At 66.2% G+C, this 17,314-nt stretch carries 22 protein-coding genes; 21 read left to right on the forward strand and 1 reads right to left on the reverse strand.

Features of this window, described 5'->3' with window-relative positions; translation table 11 throughout:
* Positions 1–104: 104 nt before the first annotated feature.
* The 21 genes from AAN986_RS05545 to hisA all read left to right on the forward strand — a co-directional run bounded on the left by AAN986_RS05545 (position 105) and on the right by hisA (position 16,043).
* Complete coding sequence (locus tag AAN986_RS05545) at positions 105–758, forward strand: amino acid ABC transporter permease (protein ID WP_012207336.1); 654 nt, start codon at positions 105–107, stop codon at positions 756–758.
* The gene (locus tag AAN986_RS05550) at positions 739–1,527 is read left to right on the forward strand and encodes an amino acid ABC transporter ATP-binding protein (RefSeq protein WP_082138028.1); all 789 of its coding nucleotides are present in this window, start codon (positions 739–741) and stop codon (positions 1,525–1,527) included. The genes AAN986_RS05545 and AAN986_RS05550 overlap by 20 nt, the downstream gene beginning before the upstream one ends.
* Before the next feature lie 218 nt (positions 1,528–1,745).
* Positions 1,746–2,585 (forward strand): ABC transporter ATP-binding protein, encoded by an 840-nt coding sequence (locus AAN986_RS05555; RefSeq protein WP_016445575.1) that lies wholly within the window; start codon positions 1,746–1,748, stop codon positions 2,583–2,585.
* A complete protein-coding gene (mlaE, locus tag AAN986_RS05560) occupies positions 2,582–3,364 on the forward strand; it encodes a lipid asymmetry maintenance ABC transporter permease subunit MlaE (RefSeq protein ID WP_016445576.1) in 783 nt (260 codons plus the stop codon). Before AAN986_RS05555 ends, mlaE begins: the two co-directional genes overlap by 4 nt.
* Positions 3,365–3,407: 43 nt before the next feature.
* A complete protein-coding gene (gene mlaD, locus AAN986_RS05565) occupies positions 3,408–3,893 on the forward strand; it encodes an outer membrane lipid asymmetry maintenance protein MlaD (RefSeq protein WP_016445577.1) in 486 nt (161 codons plus the stop codon).
* Positions 3,890–4,690, forward strand: coding sequence for a VacJ family lipoprotein (locus AAN986_RS05570; protein ID WP_046239369.1), 801 nt, complete (start codon positions 3,890–3,892; stop codon positions 4,688–4,690). The genes mlaD and AAN986_RS05570 overlap by 4 nt, the downstream gene beginning before the upstream one ends.
* Positions 4,691–4,805: 115 nt before the next feature.
* Positions 4,806–5,447 (forward strand): ABC transporter substrate-binding protein, encoded by a 642-nt coding sequence (locus AAN986_RS05575; protein WP_016445579.1) that lies wholly within the window; start codon positions 4,806–4,808, stop codon positions 5,445–5,447.
* 20 nt (positions 5,448–5,467) lie between these two features.
* Positions 5,468–5,755, forward strand: coding sequence for an STAS domain-containing protein (locus AAN986_RS05580; protein WP_047217101.1), 288 nt, complete (start codon positions 5,468–5,470; stop codon positions 5,753–5,755).
* 73 nt (positions 5,756–5,828) lie between these two features.
* A complete protein-coding gene (locus tag AAN986_RS05585) occupies positions 5,829–6,758 on the forward strand; it encodes an ABC transporter ATP-binding protein (protein ID WP_013800798.1) in 930 nt (309 codons plus the stop codon).
* Positions 6,755–7,510: an ABC transporter permease gene (locus AAN986_RS05590; RefSeq protein WP_016445581.1), complete on the forward strand. Its 756-nt coding sequence runs from the start codon at positions 6,755–6,757 to the stop codon at positions 7,508–7,510. The genes AAN986_RS05585 and AAN986_RS05590 overlap by 4 nt, the downstream gene beginning before the upstream one ends.
* Before the next feature lie 126 nt (positions 7,511–7,636).
* A complete protein-coding gene (locus AAN986_RS05595) occupies positions 7,637–7,885 on the forward strand; it encodes a BolA family protein (protein WP_012207326.1) in 249 nt (82 codons plus the stop codon).
* A gap of 104 nt (positions 7,886–7,989) precedes the next feature.
* Complete coding sequence (murA, locus tag AAN986_RS05600) at positions 7,990–9,258, forward strand: UDP-N-acetylglucosamine 1-carboxyvinyltransferase (RefSeq protein ID WP_047217100.1); 1,269 nt, start codon at positions 7,990–7,992, stop codon at positions 9,256–9,258.
* The gene (gene hisG, locus AAN986_RS05605; protein ID WP_047217099.1) at positions 9,255–9,905 is read left to right on the forward strand and encodes an ATP phosphoribosyltransferase; all 651 of its coding nucleotides are present in this window, start codon (positions 9,255–9,257) and stop codon (positions 9,903–9,905) included. Before murA ends, hisG begins: the two co-directional genes overlap by 4 nt.
* Positions 9,889–10,560, forward strand: a complete 672-nt coding sequence (locus tag AAN986_RS05610; protein ID WP_047217098.1) for a DUF6348 family protein — start codon at positions 9,889–9,891, stop codon at positions 10,558–10,560. The genes hisG and AAN986_RS05610 overlap by 17 nt, the downstream gene beginning before the upstream one ends.
* A 17-nt stretch (positions 10,561–10,577) precedes the next feature.
* Positions 10,578–11,894 (forward strand): histidinol dehydrogenase, encoded by a 1,317-nt coding sequence (hisD, locus tag AAN986_RS05615; protein WP_013800800.1) that lies wholly within the window; start codon positions 10,578–10,580, stop codon positions 11,892–11,894.
* 77 nt (positions 11,895–11,971) lie between these two features.
* Positions 11,972–12,277, forward strand: coding sequence for a hypothetical protein (locus AAN986_RS05620; protein WP_174538854.1), 306 nt, complete (start codon positions 11,972–11,974; stop codon positions 12,275–12,277).
* Complete coding sequence (locus AAN986_RS05625; protein ID WP_047217097.1) at positions 12,274–12,711, forward strand: PIN domain-containing protein; 438 nt, start codon at positions 12,274–12,276, stop codon at positions 12,709–12,711. Before AAN986_RS05620 ends, AAN986_RS05625 begins: the two co-directional genes overlap by 4 nt.
* Positions 12,712–12,764: 53 nt before the next feature.
* Positions 12,765–13,889, forward strand: a complete 1,125-nt coding sequence (hisC, locus tag AAN986_RS05630) for a histidinol-phosphate transaminase (RefSeq protein ID WP_047217178.1) — start codon at positions 12,765–12,767, stop codon at positions 13,887–13,889.
* Positions 13,886–14,491: an imidazoleglycerol-phosphate dehydratase HisB gene (gene hisB, locus AAN986_RS05635; protein ID WP_047217096.1), complete on the forward strand. Its 606-nt coding sequence runs from the start codon at positions 13,886–13,888 to the stop codon at positions 14,489–14,491. Before hisC ends, hisB begins: the two co-directional genes overlap by 4 nt.
* An 81-nt stretch (positions 14,492–14,572) precedes the next feature.
* On the forward strand, positions 14,573–15,241 hold the full coding sequence (gene hisH, locus AAN986_RS05640; protein ID WP_017405475.1) for an imidazole glycerol phosphate synthase subunit HisH: 669 nt from the start codon (positions 14,573–14,575) through the stop codon (positions 15,239–15,241).
* A 61-nt stretch (positions 15,242–15,302) separates the two neighbouring features.
* Positions 15,303–16,043, forward strand: coding sequence for a 1-(5-phosphoribosyl)-5-[(5-phosphoribosylamino)methylideneamino]imidazole-4-carboxamide isomerase (hisA, locus tag AAN986_RS05645; RefSeq protein ID WP_016445590.1), 741 nt, complete (start codon positions 15,303–15,305; stop codon positions 16,041–16,043).
* Between the two features lie 85 nt (positions 16,044–16,128).
* On the opposite strand, the gene AAN986_RS05650 is transcribed toward hisA, so the two are convergent.
* A complete protein-coding gene (locus AAN986_RS05650) occupies positions 16,129–17,313 on the reverse strand; it encodes a spherulation-specific family 4 protein (protein WP_043790009.1) in 1,185 nt (394 codons plus the stop codon).
* Position 17,314 lies beyond the last annotated feature (1 nt).

The following is a 17,314-nucleotide window of genomic DNA, read 5'->3' on the forward strand; positions in this document are numbered from 1 at the left end:
CCAGCCTGGCATTGCCGGTCTTTTGCGTTCTGGGACGCACGCGCCCGTGGCTGCCCGGATCCTGCCGATGCCGGCGGGGCCGCGCACCGCACTGAGGCCATTCGATGGAATATGTAATCTCGCTCATGGGGCCGCTGTCCGCCGGCGCCCTGGTCACCCTCAAGCTCTTCGTCATCACCCTGGCGCTGTCCATTCCCCTGGGACTGTCGCTGGCGCTGATGCGCATCTCCCGCTTTCCCGCCCTGAGCCGGCTGGTCGGCGGCTACATCTGGCTGATGCGCGGCACGCCGCTGATGCTGCAGATGCTGTTCATCTACTTCGCGCTGCCCTTCGTGCCCGTGATCGGCGTGCGCCTGCCCGATTTCCCGGCCGCCGTCGTCGCCTTCGCGCTGAACTACGCCGCCTACTTCGCCGAAATCTTCCGCGCGGGCATCCAGTCCGTGGACCGCGGCCAGTACGAGGGCGCCAAGGTGCTGGGCATGAGCTACGGCCAGACCATGCGCCGCATCATCCTGCCGCAGATGTGGGCGCGCATCATCCCGCCCGTGAGCAACGAGACCATCACCCTGGTCAAGGACACCTCGCTCATCTACGTGCTGGCCCTGAACGATCTGCTGCGCGCGGCGCGCGGCATCGTGCAGCGCGATTTCACCATCACGCCCTTCGTGGTGGCCGCAGGCTTTTACCTCGTGATGACGCTGGTGCTGACCTGGATCTTTCAATACCTAGAAAAACGCCATGCCAAATACGACGCGTGATAGCGCGCCCGAGACCATGATCTCGGCGCAGAACATCTGCAAGGGCTTTGGCGGCGTGCCGGTGCTGCGCGGCGTTTCGCTGGAGCTGGCGCGTGGCGAGGTGGTGGCCATCATCGGTCCCTCGGGATCGGGCAAGAGCACCTTTTTGCGCTGCCTCAACCACCTGGAAACCATTGACAGCGGCCGTGTCGCCGTTGAAGGCGAAGTGCTGGTGGACAGCGGCGCCGACGGCCGCGCCCACTACGTGCCCGAGGCGCAGATCCGCCAGATCGGCCGCAAGATGGGCATGGTGTTCCAGTCCTTCAACCTGTTCCCGCACCTCACGGTGCTGGAGAACGTCATCGAGGCGCCGATCGTCGTCAAGGGCCTCAGGCGCGAGCAGATCGTGCCCAAGGCCGAGGCGCTGCTGCACAAGGTGGGCCTGCTGGAAAAGCGCGATGCCTATCCCAACCGTCTGTCGGGCGGGCAAAAGCAGCGCGTGGCCATTGCCCGGGCCCTGGCCATGGAGCCCGACATCCTGCTGTTCGACGAGCCCACCTCCGCGCTGGACCCCGAGCTGACCGGCGAGGTGCTGCGCACCATGCGCGAGCTGGCGCAGGAGCACATGACCATGCTGGTCGTGACCCACGAGATGGGCTTTGCCCGTGAAGTGGCCAATCGCGTGATCTTCATGGACAAAGGGGAGATCGTCGAGCAAGGCCCTGCGGAAGCATTCTTTGCGGCGCCGCGGCACACGCGGACCCAGGCATTCCTGCAGAACATGTTGTAAAAAAACATCTGTCCAGTCCGGATTTTCCCCAGGTCCAGAGAGCGTGCAACGCTTGTGTAGCAAGCAAAGCATGCTCTTTTTTTTATGGCGGTTTCTGCCATGACTTTTTGAGAAACATACACGGATGTATGTTTATCTCGGGCGGTGGTGAGCAAGCAGCGGCACCTGTCTGCACAATAGCGGGCTTGCCTGCGAACATTTATCGACCGCACCACAGCATGATCCCAACCGCCTCTTTCGTGGAGTTGCGCAACGTCACCTTCGGCTATGGCGAGCGTGTGATCCTGCGCGACCTGTCGCTGCAGGTGCCGCGCGGCAAAGTCACGGCCCTGATGGGCGCATCGGGCGGGGGCAAGACCACCGTGCTGCGCCTGATCGGCGGCCAGCAGCATGCCCAGCAGGGGCAGGTGCTGTTCGATGGCAAGGACGTCACCACCATGGACGCCGCGGGCCTGTACGCTGCGCGCCGGCGCATGGGCATGCTGTTCCAGTTCGGCGCCCTGTTCACCGACATGAGCGTGTTCGACAACGTGGCCTTCCCGCTGCGCGAGCACACCGACCTTCCCGACGAACTGGTGCGCGACATCGTGCTCATGAAGCTGCATGCCGTGGGTCTGCGCGGTGCGCGCGACCTCATGCCCAGCGAGATATCGGGCGGCATGGCCCGCCGCGTGGCGCTGGCGCGGGCCATTGCACTGGACCCCGAACTGGTCATGTACGACGAGCCCTTCGCCGGGCTGGATCCCATTTCCCTGGGCACCGCTGCCCAACTGATCCGAGAACTCAACGACGCCATGGGCCTGACCTCCATCCTGGTGTCCCATGACGTGGAGGAAACTTTCCATGTGGCCGACCATGTGGTCATCCTGGGCAACGGCGGTGTCGCCGCCCAGGGCTCGCCCGAGGAAGTCAAGGCCAATCCCGATCCGCTGGTGCAGCAGTTCATCCACGCACGCGCCACCGGCCCCGTACCCTTCCATTACCCCGGCGTGAGCGCCGAAGAGGATTTCGGCACGCCTGAAAGCCCGGTCAAGGCCAACGGCCGGAGGCGCGCATGAACCGGCTGCATCCCGCTCGCATCGGCGCGGCAGTGCGCCACCAGTTGACCCAGCTGGGCATGGGCACCCGCCTGTTCGGCCGCCTGCTCGCGCTGATGGGGCCGGCGCTGGGCAGGCCGCGGCTGATTGGCGACCAGATCCATTTCCTGGGCAACTATTCGCTGGCCATCATCGGCGTGTCCGGCCTGTTCGTCGGTTTCGTGCTGGGCCTGCAGGGCTACTACACCCTGCAGCGCTACGGCTCGGCCGAGGCGCTGGGCCTGCTGGTGGCGCTGTCCCTGGTGCGCGAGCTCGGCCCCGTCGTCACGGCGCTGCTGTTTGCCGGCCGTGCCGGCACGGCGCTGACGGCCGAGATCGGCCTCATGAAGGCCGGCGAGCAGTTGTCGGCCATGGAAATGATGGCCGTGGACCCCGTGCGCCGCATCCTGGCGCCGCGCTTCGTGGCCGGCCTGATCGCCATGCCGCTGCTGGCCGCTGTCTTCAGCGCCGTCGGCGTGATCGGCGGCTGGCTGGTGGGCGTGGTCATGATCGGCGTCGATGGCGGTGCCTTCTGGGGCCAGATGCAAAACGGCGTGGACTGGTGGTATGACCTGGGCAACGGCGTTCTCAAGAGCCTGGTGTTCGGCGTGGCGGTGACCTTCATCGCGCTGCTGCAGGGCTATGCAGCCAAGCCCACGCCCGAAGGCGTGTCCCGCGCGACCACGCGCACGGTGGTGATGGCCTCGCTGGCCGTGCTGGGGCTGGACTTCCTGCTCACGGCCACGATGTTCAGCCTTTGACCCGGCACCGAAGCCACCCCCGCAAAACAAGGAAAAACAAACCATGCAGCAATCCAAGAGTGATGTCTGGGTCGGACTGTTCGTGCTGATCGGCGCTGCGGCGCTGGTGTTCCTGGCGCTGCAGTCGGCCAACCTGCTGAGCCTGAGCTTCCAGAAAACCTACACGCTGACCGCGCGCTTCGACAACATCGGCGGACTCAAGCCCAAGGCGGCCGTGCGCAGCGCGGGCGTCGTCGTGGGCCGCGTGGAATCCATCACCTTCGACGATCAGGTCTTTCAGGCCAGCGTGACCATGGCCATGGAAAACCGCTACGCGTTTCCCAAGGACAGTTCCCTGAAGATCCTGACCAGCGGCCTGCTCGGCGACCAGTACATCGGCATCGAAGCCGGCGCAGATGACCACAACCTCAAGGATGGCGACCGCGTCGTCGCAACCCAGTCGGCCGTTGTGCTGGAAAATCTGATCGGACAGTTCCTCTACGGCAAGGCCGAGCAGGGTGGCAGCTCCGGTGCAGGAGGCAAAGAATGACAACCAACCATGAACAGGCGACCGTGGGTCGCCCTGCAGTCCAGGCAGCATCCTGGCAGCGCGCAGCCATGCTGGGCACATTGGCCGCCGCTTCGCTGCTCAGCGGCTGCGCCACCGCGCCGGGCGAGGCCCGCAATCCCCAGGACCCGTTCGAGCCGTTCAACCGCAGCGTCTACTCGTTCAACGACGGCCTGGACCGTGCCGTCCTGAAGCCGGTGGCCACGGCCTACCGCGACGTCACTCCGCGTCTGGCCCGCGATGGCGTGAGCAATTTCTTCTCCAACCTCAGCGATGTCTGGTCCTTCGTGAACAACGCGCTGCAGGGCCAGGCCGAAGGCGCCTACAACTCCGTCGTGCGGTTCTCGGTGAATACGGTCTTCGGCCTGGGCGGCTTGCTCGACATCGCCAGCGAGGCCGGCATCGAGCGCCAAAAGCAGGACTTCGGCCAGACCCTGGGTCGTTGGGGCGTGCCCACCGGGCCGTACCTGGTGCTGCCGCTGCTGGGCCCGTCCACGGTGCGTGACACGGCGGCTCTTCCGGTGGATGCCTGGGGCAACCCCATGTCGGCGATCAACGACATCCCGGTTCGCAACAGCCTGTATGTGCTGCGACTGGTGGATACACGTGCCCGCCTGCTCAATGCCTCCGACACGCTGGACTCCGTCGCGCTCGACCGCTACAGCCTGACGCGCGATGTCTACCTGAACCTGCGGCGTGGCAAGTCGGGTGATGACGGTCGCATCGAGGATTACGACGACGATGCCGGCAAGCTGCCGCCCGAAGACGGCGCGAAGTAAGCAGTTCGTAACATCCCGAGATGAAAAACGGCCGCTGCCTGACATGGCGCGGCCGGAAAAATGTGCAATATCAACCCGGTCCGGGGCATGAGGCCCTGCTGGGAAAGGAAGAGTGATGATCAATCGACGTGCCTGGAGCGCTGCCGCTGCAGCCATGCTGGCCATGGGAACCCTTGGCGCGGCACTGCCGGCCCGCGCAGCCGGCGAGACCCCCGATGCGCTGATCAAGCGTGTCTCCACCGACGTGCTGGAAACCATCAAGAAGGACCCCTCGCTGCGCGAGGGCGATGTCTCCAAGGTCAATGCGCTGGTCAATGACAAGGTCATGCCGTATGTGAATTTCCGCCGCATGACCTCCGCCTCGGTGGGGCCGGCCTGGCGCCAGGCCACGCCTGCGCAGCGCGAGAAGCTGGAGACCGAGTTCAAGGCCCTGCTGATCCGCACCTATTCGGGCGCGCTGACGCAGGTCAGCAACCAGACCATCAACGTCAAGCCCCTGCGCGCGGCAGCCGGCGACACCGATGTGCTGGTGCGCACCGAAGTGCTGGGCCGCGGCGAGCCCGTGCAGCTGGACTACCGGCTCGAGAAGTCCGGCGACGGCTGGAAGATCTACAACCTGAACGTGCTGGGCGTGTGGCTGGTGGAAACCTACCGCAACCAGTTCAGCCAGGAAATCAATGCCCGCGGCATCGACGGCCTGATCGAGACTCTGGCCACGCGCAGCAAGATGCCGGCCACGCCGCCCTCCAAGGGCTGACAGCCGCGGACGCACGCGCCATGCTGCAGCTCCCCCGTGAACTGACCTACCGCCAGGCGCGCAGCTGTCTCGTGCAGCTGCGGCCCCAGGTGCAGGCCTTCGACGGCGCCCAGGTGCGTGTCGATGCCAGCGGTGTCGAGGTCTTCGACTCGTCCGCACTGGCCGTGCTGCTGGCCTGCCGCCGCACCGCGAAGGCGGCAGACAAGCAATTGGTGGTCGTGGGCCTGCCGCAGGGCCTGCAGTCCATGGCGGCGCTGTATGGCGTCGACGGGCTGCTGGCCGACATGGCCGCATCCTCCCCCTCCTGAGCCGGCGCAGCGCGCCGCTGCAAAGAGCCCTGCAAGGCAGGTTTGGCTGCAAGGGCCTAGAATCGCGCCTCGCATGTCTGCCGTCTCATTCCAATCCATCTCCAAGACCTACCAGACCCCCAAGGGGGCCTTCCAGGCGCTCAACCACGTGAGTCTGGACATCGAGGAGGGCGAGTTCTTCGGCCTGCTCGGTCCCAATGGCGCTGGCAAGACCACGATGATCAGCATCCTGGCCGGCCTGTCGCGCGCCACCAGCGGCCGCGTGCTGGTCCAGGGCAGCGACGTGCATGCCGACTACTCGGCTGCCCGGCGCAAGCTGGGCATCGTGCCGCAGGAGCTGGTCTTCGATCCCTTCTTCAATGTGCGCGAGGCGCTGCGCTTTCAGTCCGGCTATTTCGGCGTCAGGAACAATGACGACTGGATCGACGAGCTGCTGCACAGCCTGGGGCTGACCGACAAGGCCAATTCCAACATGCGCCAGCTGTCCGGCGGCATGAAGCGCCGCGTGCTGGTGGCCCAGGCGCTGGTGCACAAGCCGCCCATCATCGTGCTCGACGAGCCCACGGCCGGCGTGGACGTGGAGCTGCGCCAGACGCTGTGGCACTTCATCGCACGCCTGAACCGCGAAGGCCATACCGTGCTGCTCACCACCCACTACCTGGAAGAGGCCGAGGCGCTGTGCAGCCGCGTGGCCATGCTCAAGCAGGGCAACATCGTCAAGCTCTCGACCATGTCGGATCTGCTCAAGTCCGCCTCCTCCAACGTGCTGCAGTTCAAGACCGATACCGCCTTGCCGCCGGCCCTGGCCGCACGGGCGCGGGTGACCGGCCGCATCGTGCAGATACCCGCCAACGACGCCAGCGATGTGGAGCGCCTGCTCGCCGCGCTGCGCGAGGGCTCCGTCGTGCCCGAGGACGTGGAAATCCGCCGCGCCGATCTGGAGGACGTCTTCATCCATGTGATGAATGAGCAGGGACAGACTTCGCAGGGAGCTTCGGCATGAACGGCTGGCAGACTCTGCTCAAGAAGGAAGTGCTGCGCTTTTGGAAGGTCAGCTTCCAGACCGTGGCCGCACCCGTGCTCACGGCCGTGCTCTATCTGCTGATCTTCGGCCATGTGCTCGAAGGCCGGGTGCTGGTGTACGACCGCATCAGCTACACGGCCTTCCTGATCCCTGGCCTGGTGATGATGAGCGTGCTGCAGAACGCCTTCGCCAACAGCTCCTCCAGCCTGGTGCAGAGCAAGATCATGGGCTCCATGGTCTTCGTGCTGCTCACGCCGCTGTCGCACTGGGCCTGGTTCGGGGCCTATGTGGGAGCGTCGGTGTTGCGCGGGCTGCTGGTGGGCGCGGGCGTGTTCGTCGTCACGCTGTACTTCGCCATTCCCGAATTCACGGCACCGCTGTGGATTCTGGTCTTCGGCCTGCTGGGCGCGGCGCTGCTGGGCACGCTGGGTGTGATCGCCGGCCTGTGGGCCGACAAGTTCGACCAGATGGCGGCCTTTCAGAACTTCCTGATCATGCCCATGACGTTCCTGTCGGGCGTGTTCTATTCGATCCAGTCCCTGCCGCCTTTTTGGCAAAAAGTCAGCCATCTGAACCCGTTTTTCTACATGATCGACGGTTTCCGCTACGGCTTCTTCGGCCAGAGCGACGTATCGCCCTGGGTCAGCCTGGCCATCGTCGGCTCGGCCTGGCTGGCGGTGAGTGCCCTGGCCGTGCATCTGCTGCGCATCGGCTACAAGATCCGCGGCTGAGGTTTTTCCTCAGGCTGCGGCGGGCGCTGTGCCGGCATTTTCGAACCCACCCATGAACAGGCGGCCGGCGCCCGGCGCCGCCGCCAACCAAGGCCATGCCGCGATGCATGGCAGGAAAGCTTCCCCATGACTGCAGACCAACTCAAGGAACTGATCGCCACCGGCCTGCCTTGCGAACACATTGCGCTGGAAGGCGACGGACGGCACTGGTTTGCCACCATCGTCTCGGCCCAATTCGAGGGCCAGCGCCTGCTGCAGCGCCAGCGCCTGGTCTACGCCACGCTGGGCCAGCGCATGCATACCGACGAGGTCCATGCGCTGTCCATGAAGACCTACACGCCCGCCGAGTGGGCTGCCCAGGCTGGCCAGGCCTGAGCGCACAGCCCGGTCACGACGCCTCAGACTTTCTGCCGCAACTGGTCGATACGGCCCGTGCGGCATCTCCCTTTTCCCGATTTCCAGATTCAAGTCTGTCAGCCATGGACAAACTCCTGATTCGCGGTGGCCGAGCGCTGCATGGCGAGGTGACGGTCTCCGGCGCCAAGAATGCCGCCCTGCCCGAGCTGTGCGCCGCGCTGCTGTCGTCCGAGCCCGTCACCCTGCGCAATGTGCCGCGCCTGCAGGACGTGGCCACCATGCTCAAGCTCATCCGCAACATGGGTGTCGGCGCCGAGCACGATGACAGCGGCACCGTGCGCATCAACGCCGGCTCTCTGTCCAACCCCGAGGCACCCTACGAACTGGTCAAGACCATGCGCGCCTCGGTCCTGGCCCTGGGCCCGCTGCTGGCCCGATTCGGCCAGGCCCGCGTGTCGCTGCCCGGCGGCTGCGCCATCGGCTCGCGCCCCGTGGACCAGCACATCAAGGGCCTGCAGGCCATGGGTGCCGAGATCGTTGTCGAGAACGGTTACATGCACGCGTGCCTGCCCGGGCATCTCAAGCGCCTGCAGGGCGCCCGCATCACCACCGACATGGTGACGGTCACGGGCACCGAGAACTTCCTGATGGCCGCCGTGCTGGCCGAAGGCGAGACGGTGCTGGAAAACGCCGCCATGGAGCCCGAGATCGGCGACCTGGCCGAAATGCTCATCAAGATGGGCGCAAGGATCGAAGGGCACGGCACCAGCCGCATCGTCATCCAGGGCGTGGAGCGGCTGAGCGGCTGCGAGCACCAGGTGGTGGCCGACCGCATCGAGGCCGGCACCTTCCTGTGCGCCGTGGCGGCCACGGGCGGCGAGGCGCTGCTGCGCAATGGCCGTGCCGACCACCTGGGCGCGGTCATCGACAAGCTCAAGGACGCTGGGGCCGAAGTGTCCGCCGAGGAGGGCGGCATCCGCGTGCGCGCTGCCGGCAAGCTCAAGGCCCAGAGTTTCCGCACCACCGAGTACCCGGGCTTTCCCACCGACATGCAGGCGCAGTTCATGGCGCTGAACCTGGTGGCCGAAGGCTGCAGCATGGTCACCGAGACCATCTTCGAGAACCGCTTCATGCACGTCGACGAGATGCTGCGCCTGGGCGCGCAGATCACCACCGACGGACGCGTGGCCACCATCACCGGCAGCCAGTCGCTGTCGGGCGCGGCCGTCATGGCCACCGACCTGCGCGCTTCGGCCAGCCTGGTCATCGCCGGCCTCGTGGCCAAGGGCGAGACCCTGGTCGATCGCATCTATCATCTGGACCGCGGCTACGATCGCATGGAAGACAAGCTGCGCGGCCTGGGTGCCGACATCGAAAGAGTTTCCCAATGACCATCACGATTGCCCTGTCCAAGGGCCGCATCTACGACGAAACCGTGCCGCTGCTGGCCGCTGCCGGCATCTCGGTCACCGAAGACATTGAAAAGTCGCGCAAGCTGATCTTCGAGACCAACCAGAGCCACGTGCGCGTGGTGCTGGTGCGCGCCTCCGACGTGCCGGTCTACGTGCAGTACGGCGGCGCCGACCTCGGCGTGGCCGGCCTGGACTCGCTGATCGAGCATGGTGCCCAGGGCCTGTACCAGCCCCTGGACCTGAAGATCGCGCGCTGCCGCGTCAGCGTCGCCGTGCGCAACGGCTTCGACTACGCGCTGGCCGTCAAGCAGGGCGCCCGTCTGCGCATCGCCACCAAGTATCCCGAGATCGCGCGCAACTTCTTCGCCACCAAGGGCGTGCACGTGGACATGGTCAAGCTCTACGGCTCCATGGAGCTGGCCCCGCTGACCGGCATGGCCGACGCCATCGTCGACTTGGTGTCCACTGGCAACACGCTCAAGGCCAATGACCTGGTCGAGGTCGAGCCCATCATGGAGATCAGCTCGCGCCTGGTGGTCAACCAGGCGGCGCTTAAGCTCAAGCGCGAGCCGCTGCGCCACATCATCGATGCCTTCGCCGAGGCGGTAAATGGCCCCAGGGGCTGAGCCCGGCGATCCGGCGAAGGAGGCGCTTGCGCTGTGTTTCGCCGCGCATGGCCTGCCCTGCGAGGAATACAACGGCTGGCTGCTGCCTGGCGGCCAGGCACCAGGCGTGCTGGCTGATTGGCGCGGTGCCTACCTCGGCCATCCCCTGGTCGGTTCCCTGGCCGTGGTGGTCCGCCTGCCGGACGAGCACGAGATCATCGAGAATTTCACGGGCCTGGGTGAAGGCCTGCAGGGAATGCACGACGCATTCGGCCACTTCGCTGTCAGCGACCTGCATGTGATGCTCTCCGCCCTGTGGACGGCGCGCGATGAGGATGCCGTGCCAGCCGAGGCCTGGCAGGCCCAGGGCAGGCACTGGCAGGCCTATCCGGGCCCCTGGCATCTTCGCAACGATGCCCCGCTGCCCGAAGGCATCGCTGAGCGCCTGCGCGCCTTGATCGAGGCCGAGGCGCTGGACAAGGACGAGGACCTGCACTGGTTTCGCTTCTTTGTCGGGCAGAACAATGGTGATTTCACCATTGAAGCGCTCAAGGACAATCAGAAGTGGCCCAGCGCTGAGGCCCTGCTGCGCGACCAGGACTGGCCCCTGCGCGACGGCTACTACGGCGCGCGCCTGTTCTTGATACTGAAGCACGGCTGCGAGACGGCCTGCTAGACCCCAAGGAAACCACAATGGAATATGTAGCTGCCCCTGCCCGCCTGTCGACTGCGGACGCCAACTTCGAACACGATTTTGCGCAGCGCCTGCATTGGTCGGCAGACACGGACGCGGCCATCGAGCAGCGCGTGGCCGACATCCTGGCCGATGTGCAAAAGCGTGGCGATGCGGCCGTGCTGGAGTACACGGCGCGCTTCGACGGATTGCAGGTGGACGGCATGGCAGCGCTGGAGCTGACGCAGGCCGAGCTCAAGGCCGCCTTCGACAGCCTGGGCGACGAGCAGCGCGATGCGCTGACGGCCGCTGCCCAGCGCGTGCGCACCTACCACGAGGCCCAAAAGCGCGCCAGCGGCGAGAGCTGGAGCTACCGTGACGCCGATGGCACCCTGCTGGGCCAGAAGGTCACGCCGCTGGACCGCGTGGGCATTTATGTGCCCGGCGGCAAGGCGGCCTATCCGTCCAGCGTGCTGATGAATGCCATTCCGGCCCACGTGGCTGGCGTGCAGGAAATCATCATGGTCGTGCCCACGCCGCGCGGCGAGAAGAATGCCCTGGTGCTGGCTGCCGCCTATGTGGCGGGCGTCACGCGCGGCTTCACCATCGGCGGTGCCCAGGCCGTGGCGGCCCTGGCCTACGGCACGGCCACCATCCCCAAGGTGGACAAGATCACCGGCCCCGGCAATGCCTATGTGGCCAGCGCCAAGAAGCGGGTGTTCGGCACCGTGGGCATCGACATGATTGCCGGCCCCAGTGAAATCCTGGTGCTGGCCGACGGCAGCACGCCGCCCGACTGGGTGGCCATGGACCTGTTCAGCCAGGCCGAGCATGACGAGCTGGCGCAAAGCATCCTGCTGTGCCCCGATGCCGACTACATCGCCGCCGTCCAGCGCGAGATCGACCGCCTGCTGCCCGAGATGCCGCGACGCGCCATCATCGCCAAGAGCCTGAGCGACCGGGGTGCCCTCATCCTCACGCGCGACATGCAGGAGGCCTGCGCCATCAGCAACCGCATCGCGCCAGAGCACCTGGAAGTCTCCAGCAACGATCCCCACCAGTGGGAGCCGCTGCTGCGCCATGCAGGCGCCATCTTCCTGGGGGCCTACACCAGCGAAAGCCTGGGCGACTACTGCGCCGGCCCCAACCATGTGCTGCCCACCAGCGGCACGGCGCGCTTTTCCTCGCCGCTGGGGGTCTATGACTTCCAGAAACGATCCAGCCTCATCGAGGTCAGCGAGCAGGGCGCCCAGACCCTGGGCCGCATCGCCTCGGTGCTGGCGCATGGCGAAGGCCTGCAAGGCCATGCGCGCGCGGCCGAAATGCGCCTGAAGTAGACACTCGCTTCCTATTGGACGAAGGCGCCGTCACCGAAAGGGGCGGCGCTTTTTGCTGCCTGAACGCTAGAGCAAGTATGTCAAGAATCGACACGAAATCAGTGGAGCACGAATTTCGTGTAGACTTGCACCCTGTGAAGAACCTCACCATCACCGTCGAAGACAGCGTGCTCGAATGGGCCCGCATCGAGGCCGCGCGCCGCGGCACCAGCGTCTCGCGCATGGTGGGCGACTTCATGGCCGAGATGCAGCGCCGCGAGGACGCCTACGAGCGCGCCTACCTGGCCTGGCGCACCGACGAGCGCGGCTGGGACGGCGGCCAGCCGTCATCCACGCAGCCCGCCCAGCGCAGTGCCGCGCTGCGCCGCGAGGGCCAGGCATGAACACCGTCTTCGTCGATACCTCCGTGCTGGTCGCTGCCGAAGACACGGGGCAGGGCGCCTTGCATGCCGCCGTGCTGCAGTGGCTGGACCTGCTGTGGCGCACGCGCAGCGGGCGCACCGGCAGCCAGTCGCTGTGCGAGTTCTATGAACAGGTCACCACGGCCGCCCAGCCTTTGCCGCAGGGCGATGCGCGCGCCGCCATCCGCCGCTACCAGACCTGGACGCCCTGGAAGACCGATGCCGCCACGCTGGAGACCGCCTGGGCCGTGCAATCGCGCCACCAGCTGGCCTTTGGCGACTGCCTGGCCGTGGCCTGCGCCCAGCACAGCGGCTGCGAGCAGATGCTGACCCTGCACCTGCCGCACGGCGCCCAGTTTGGCGGCGTCGCCATGGTGCACCCGCTGCACCAGGCGCCGCTGCAGCAGCAGGCCTGAGCGGCTTCGCTGATGGATTTCCTCCCCCACCGACTCGTGAAAGTGTGCATGCCATGACAGCTTCCATTCCGCAGGTTCAGGCCCTGGCCCTGGAGCGCATCCGCGCCGATGTCCGCTCCATGCATGCCTACCATGTGCAGCCCTCGCAAGGCCTGCTCAAGATGGACACGATGGAGAACCCCTTCCGCCTGCCCCCTGAATTGCAGGCTGCGCTGGGCGAACGCCTGGGCCGGCTGGAGATCAACCGCTACCCTGGCGAGCGCCAGGAAGTGCTCAAGGACATGCTGGCCCGCTACGCGCAGGCGCCGGCCGGCAGCGCCGTGCTGCTGGGCAATGGCTCGGACGAGATCATCACGCTGCTGGCCCTGGCCTGTGCCCAGCCTCATGCCGAGGGCCGCGCCACCATGCTGGCGCCCATGCCGGGCTTCGTCATGTACCCCATGAGCGCCAGGCTGCAGGGCCTGGACTTTGTGGGCGTCAATCTGACGGCCGACTTCGAGCTGGACGTGCCCGCCATGCGCGCCGCCATTGCCGAGCACCGCCCCGCCATCACCTATATCGCCTATCCCAACAATCCCACGGCCACGCTCTGGGCCGAGGCCGATGTGCAGGCCGTGATCGACGCGGTCGCCGCCATCGGCGGCCTGGTCGTCATGGACGAGGCCTACCAGCCCTTCGCCCGCCGCAGCTGGGCAGAGAACATGCGCGCCGATCCGGCCCGCAACGCCCATGTGCTGCTGATGCGCACGCTCAGCAAGTTCGGCCTGGCCGGTGCGCGCCTGGGCTACCTGATCGGCCCGGCCGCCATCGTCGGCGAGATCGACAAGGTGCGCCCGCCCTACAACATCAGCGTGCTCAACTGCGAGACGGCCATCTTCGCGCTGGAGCACGAGGCGCTGTATGCGCAGCAGGCCGTGGCCATCCGCGCCGAGCGCCAACCGCTGATCGATGCGCTGGCCACGCTGCTGGGTGTGGAAAAGATCTGGCCATCCGAGGCCAACATGGTCTTGCTGCGCGTGCGCGATGCCGCGCGCGCCCAGGCCGAGATGAAGGCCCGGGGCGTGCTGGTGAAGAATGTCTCTGCCATGCACCCGCTGCTGGCCAACTGCCTGCGACTGACCGTGGGCACCCACGAAGAAAACGCCCAGATGCTGGCGGCCCTGAAGGAATCCCTATGAGCAATGCAGCTCCCGCACGCACCGCCGAAGTGCAGCGCAACACCGCCGAGACCCGGATCAAGGTCGCCATCAACCTGGACGGCACGGGCAAGGCCAGCCTGCGCTCGGGCATCGGCTTTCTGGACCACATGCTCGACCAGATCGCGCGCCATGGCCTGATCGACCTGGACATCGAGTGCGAGGGCGACCTGCACATCGACGGCCACCACACGGTGGAGGACATCGGCATCACCCTGGGCCAGGCCTTTGCCAAGGCCGTGGGCGACAAGAAGGGCATCCGCCGCTACGGCCACGCCTATGTGCCGCTGGACGAGGCCCTGAGCCGCGTGGTCATCGATTTCTCGGGCCGTCCCGGGCTGCACATGGACGTGAAATTCACGGCCGGCAGCATCGGCCAGCTCGACACCCAGCTGGTCTACGAATTCTTCCAGGGCTTCGTCAACCATGCGGGCGTGACCCTGCACATCGACAACCTCAAGGGCTTCAATGCCCACCACCAGTGCGAGACCATCTTCAAGGCCTTCGCACGCGCCCTGCGCTTTGCGCTGGAGCATGACGAGCGCATGGCCGGCGTCATCCCCTCGACCAAGGGCGCTCTGTAAAGAGAAGCGATTGGCATCGGCCAGAACTTGATCTGACCGGGCAATCCCGCCGAAAATCCGACAGAACACGCGCCACACGCTATGAGTTTGACTGACAACACCGTCGCCGTCGTCGATTACGGCATGGGCAATCTGCGCTCGGTTTCACAGGCCGTGCGCACGGCCGCCGCCGATTCCGGCTGGCAGGTCGTTGTGACCTCCGATCCCGAGGTGGTCCTGGCCGCCGACCGCGTCGTGCTGCCGGGCCAGGGCGCCATGCCCGACTGCATGCGCGAGCTGCGCGAATCCGGCCTGCAGGAAGCCGTGCTGCATGCCGCTGCCAACAAGCCCCTGTTCGGCGTCTGCGTGGGCATGCAGATGCTGCTGGACCACAGCGACGAAGGTGACGTGCCCGGCCTGGGCCTCATCCCCGGCAACGTGCGCAAGTTCGATCTGGCGGGCCGCACCCAGGCCGATGGCAGCCGCTTCAAGGTTCCGCAGATGGGCTGGAACCGCGTGCACCAGACGCACAACGCCGGCCATGCCCACCCGCTGTGGCGTGGAATTCCCGAAGACAGCTTCTACTACTTCGTGCACAGTTTCTATGCCGTGGTGCAGCAGCCGCAGCATTGCGCTGCGCAGGCCGACTACGGCGGGCGCTTTGCCTGCGCCATCGCGCGCGATAATATTTTCGCCACGCAGTTTCACCCCGAAAAAAGCGCTGACCAGGGCCTGGCCCTGTTCCGCAACTTTCTGGGCTGGAAGCCCTGAATCCCCTTTTCTTCCCCGCACCGGCCGCTGAATCCCAGGCCTTCATTGCTCGCAAACCATCATGCTGCTCATTCCTGCCATCGACCTCAAGGACGGCCACTGCGTACGCCTCATCCAGGGTGATATGGACCAGTCGACCACGTTCGGCGAAGACCCGGCCATCATCGCCCGCCGCTGGCTCGACGCCGGCGCGCGCCGCCTGCACCTGGTGGACCTCAATGGCGCGTTTGCGGGCCAGCCCAAGAACCTTGCGGCCATCAAGGCCATCCTCAAAGAGGTGGACGGCCGGATTCCGGTGCAGCTCGGCGGAGGCATCCGTGATCTGGACACCATCGAGAAATACATAGATGCCGGCATCAGCTACGTGATCATCGGCACCGCTGCCGTGAAGAACCCCGGCTTTCTGCAGGACGCCTGCAGCGCCTTCGGCGGCCATGTGATCGTCGGACTCGACGCCAAGGACGGCAAGGTCGCCATCGACGGCTGGAGCAAGCTCACGGGCCAGGACGTGCATTCGGTGGCCAAGCGCTTCGAGGACTGGGGTGTGGAGTCCATCATCTACACCGACATCGGCCGCGACGGCATGCTCACGGGCATCAACATCGATGCCACCGTCAATCTTGCCCAATCGCTGAAGATCCCCGTCATCGCCTCGGGTGGCCTGGCGGGCATGGCCGACATCGAGGCGCTGTGCAAGGTCGAGGACGAAGGCATCGAGGGCGTGATCTGCGGTCGCGCCATCTACTCGGGCGATCTCGACTTCGCCGCAGCGCAGGCTCGCGCCGACGAACTCACGGCCTGAGCGGCCTGCGTCTTCTCGATATTCCCGGGCGCCTGTCCCTGACAGGCGCCCGCGCTGCATTCAGCGCCGGGGTTTCAAGCGGCCTCTACGAGCAGGCGGGAAGGGCTTGCCCGGCATTGGTGGCGCGCACGGTCTGCACAAAGGCATCCCAGTAATTCGGCAGCCCGGCCCAGGGGTTGCCCACGCCGGTGCTGGGCTCGAACTCCAGCTGGGTCACATAGATCCATCCCGCCTGGTAGCGTGCCGAGGCGGCCGACTGCACGGCCGTCTGCATGGCCGCGCAGCCCGACACGTTGTGCACCAGCGAGGCCTGGTGGCTATTGGCCAGCCCGTACAGCCAATCGAAACTGGTCGTGCGCGGATCGTAGGTGGCGTACGTGGAGCCCTTGCCCTCGAACGTGGTCAGCACATCGGCCACATCGGCATAACCGGCCACGGGCACGAGGCCCGGATTGCCGATCACGATCAGGTCGGGATTCTTGGCCTTGATGTACTGGTAGATGCTGCGGTAGAAGTCCAGCCGGTTGGCGGTGGCCGCCATCTCGTCAATGAAGAAGCCCTTGACCAGGCCTGCGCCGTAGTGCGTGAAATAGTTGTCGATATTGGCCTGGATGCTGGCCAGCGATCGCGTGCCCGTGCCATAGCTGGAGCTCACATAGCCCACCAACTGCCCGCCCGCGTTGGCAAAAGCGGTTGCGGCGCGCGTGATGTTCGCATCCGGGCCACTGAAAATGCCGTTGGCCGGGTTCAGGATGGCCGTCATCTGCACGGTCGGATTTGCCTGGGCGCTGGCTGCCAGCGCATTCCAGGCCGTGGCCCCCGCGCCCGTGGGATAGAAATACGCAGGCACCAGCACCCGCAGCGGCGCAGGAGCCGGGCGCAGATAGAAGGTCTGCGAAGCGCTGCCCGTGCGGCTTCCCACGGTGGCGCTGGCCTGCACCTGCTGGCGGCCCGGCGTGGCGCCGGTCAGGGAGGCAGTTGCCACGCCGGAGCTGGTCAGCGCCGAGGTGCTGACGCCTGTGGCTGCGCTGAAGCTCACCACGGTTCCATCGGCGGCATTCACGCCATCTGCGAGAACACCTGCGCGCAGGGTCAGTGCCGAGCCTGCAGTCACCACATCCCTGGCGGCAGGGGCCGTCCATTGCACGGTGACCGAGGTCACTCCGGGCTGGCCGGTGCCGCCGCCATCGCCCCCGGTGCCGCCGCCAGCGCTGCTGTCACCACCACCGCCTCCGCCGCAGGAAGCCAAGGAGGCGGCCAGGGCGAGCATG

It is taken from the genome of Delftia sp. DS1230 (assembly GCF_040112715.1).
Taxonomy (GTDB): domain Bacteria; phylum Pseudomonadota; class Gammaproteobacteria; order Burkholderiales; family Burkholderiaceae_C; genus Comamonas; species Comamonas tsuruhatensis.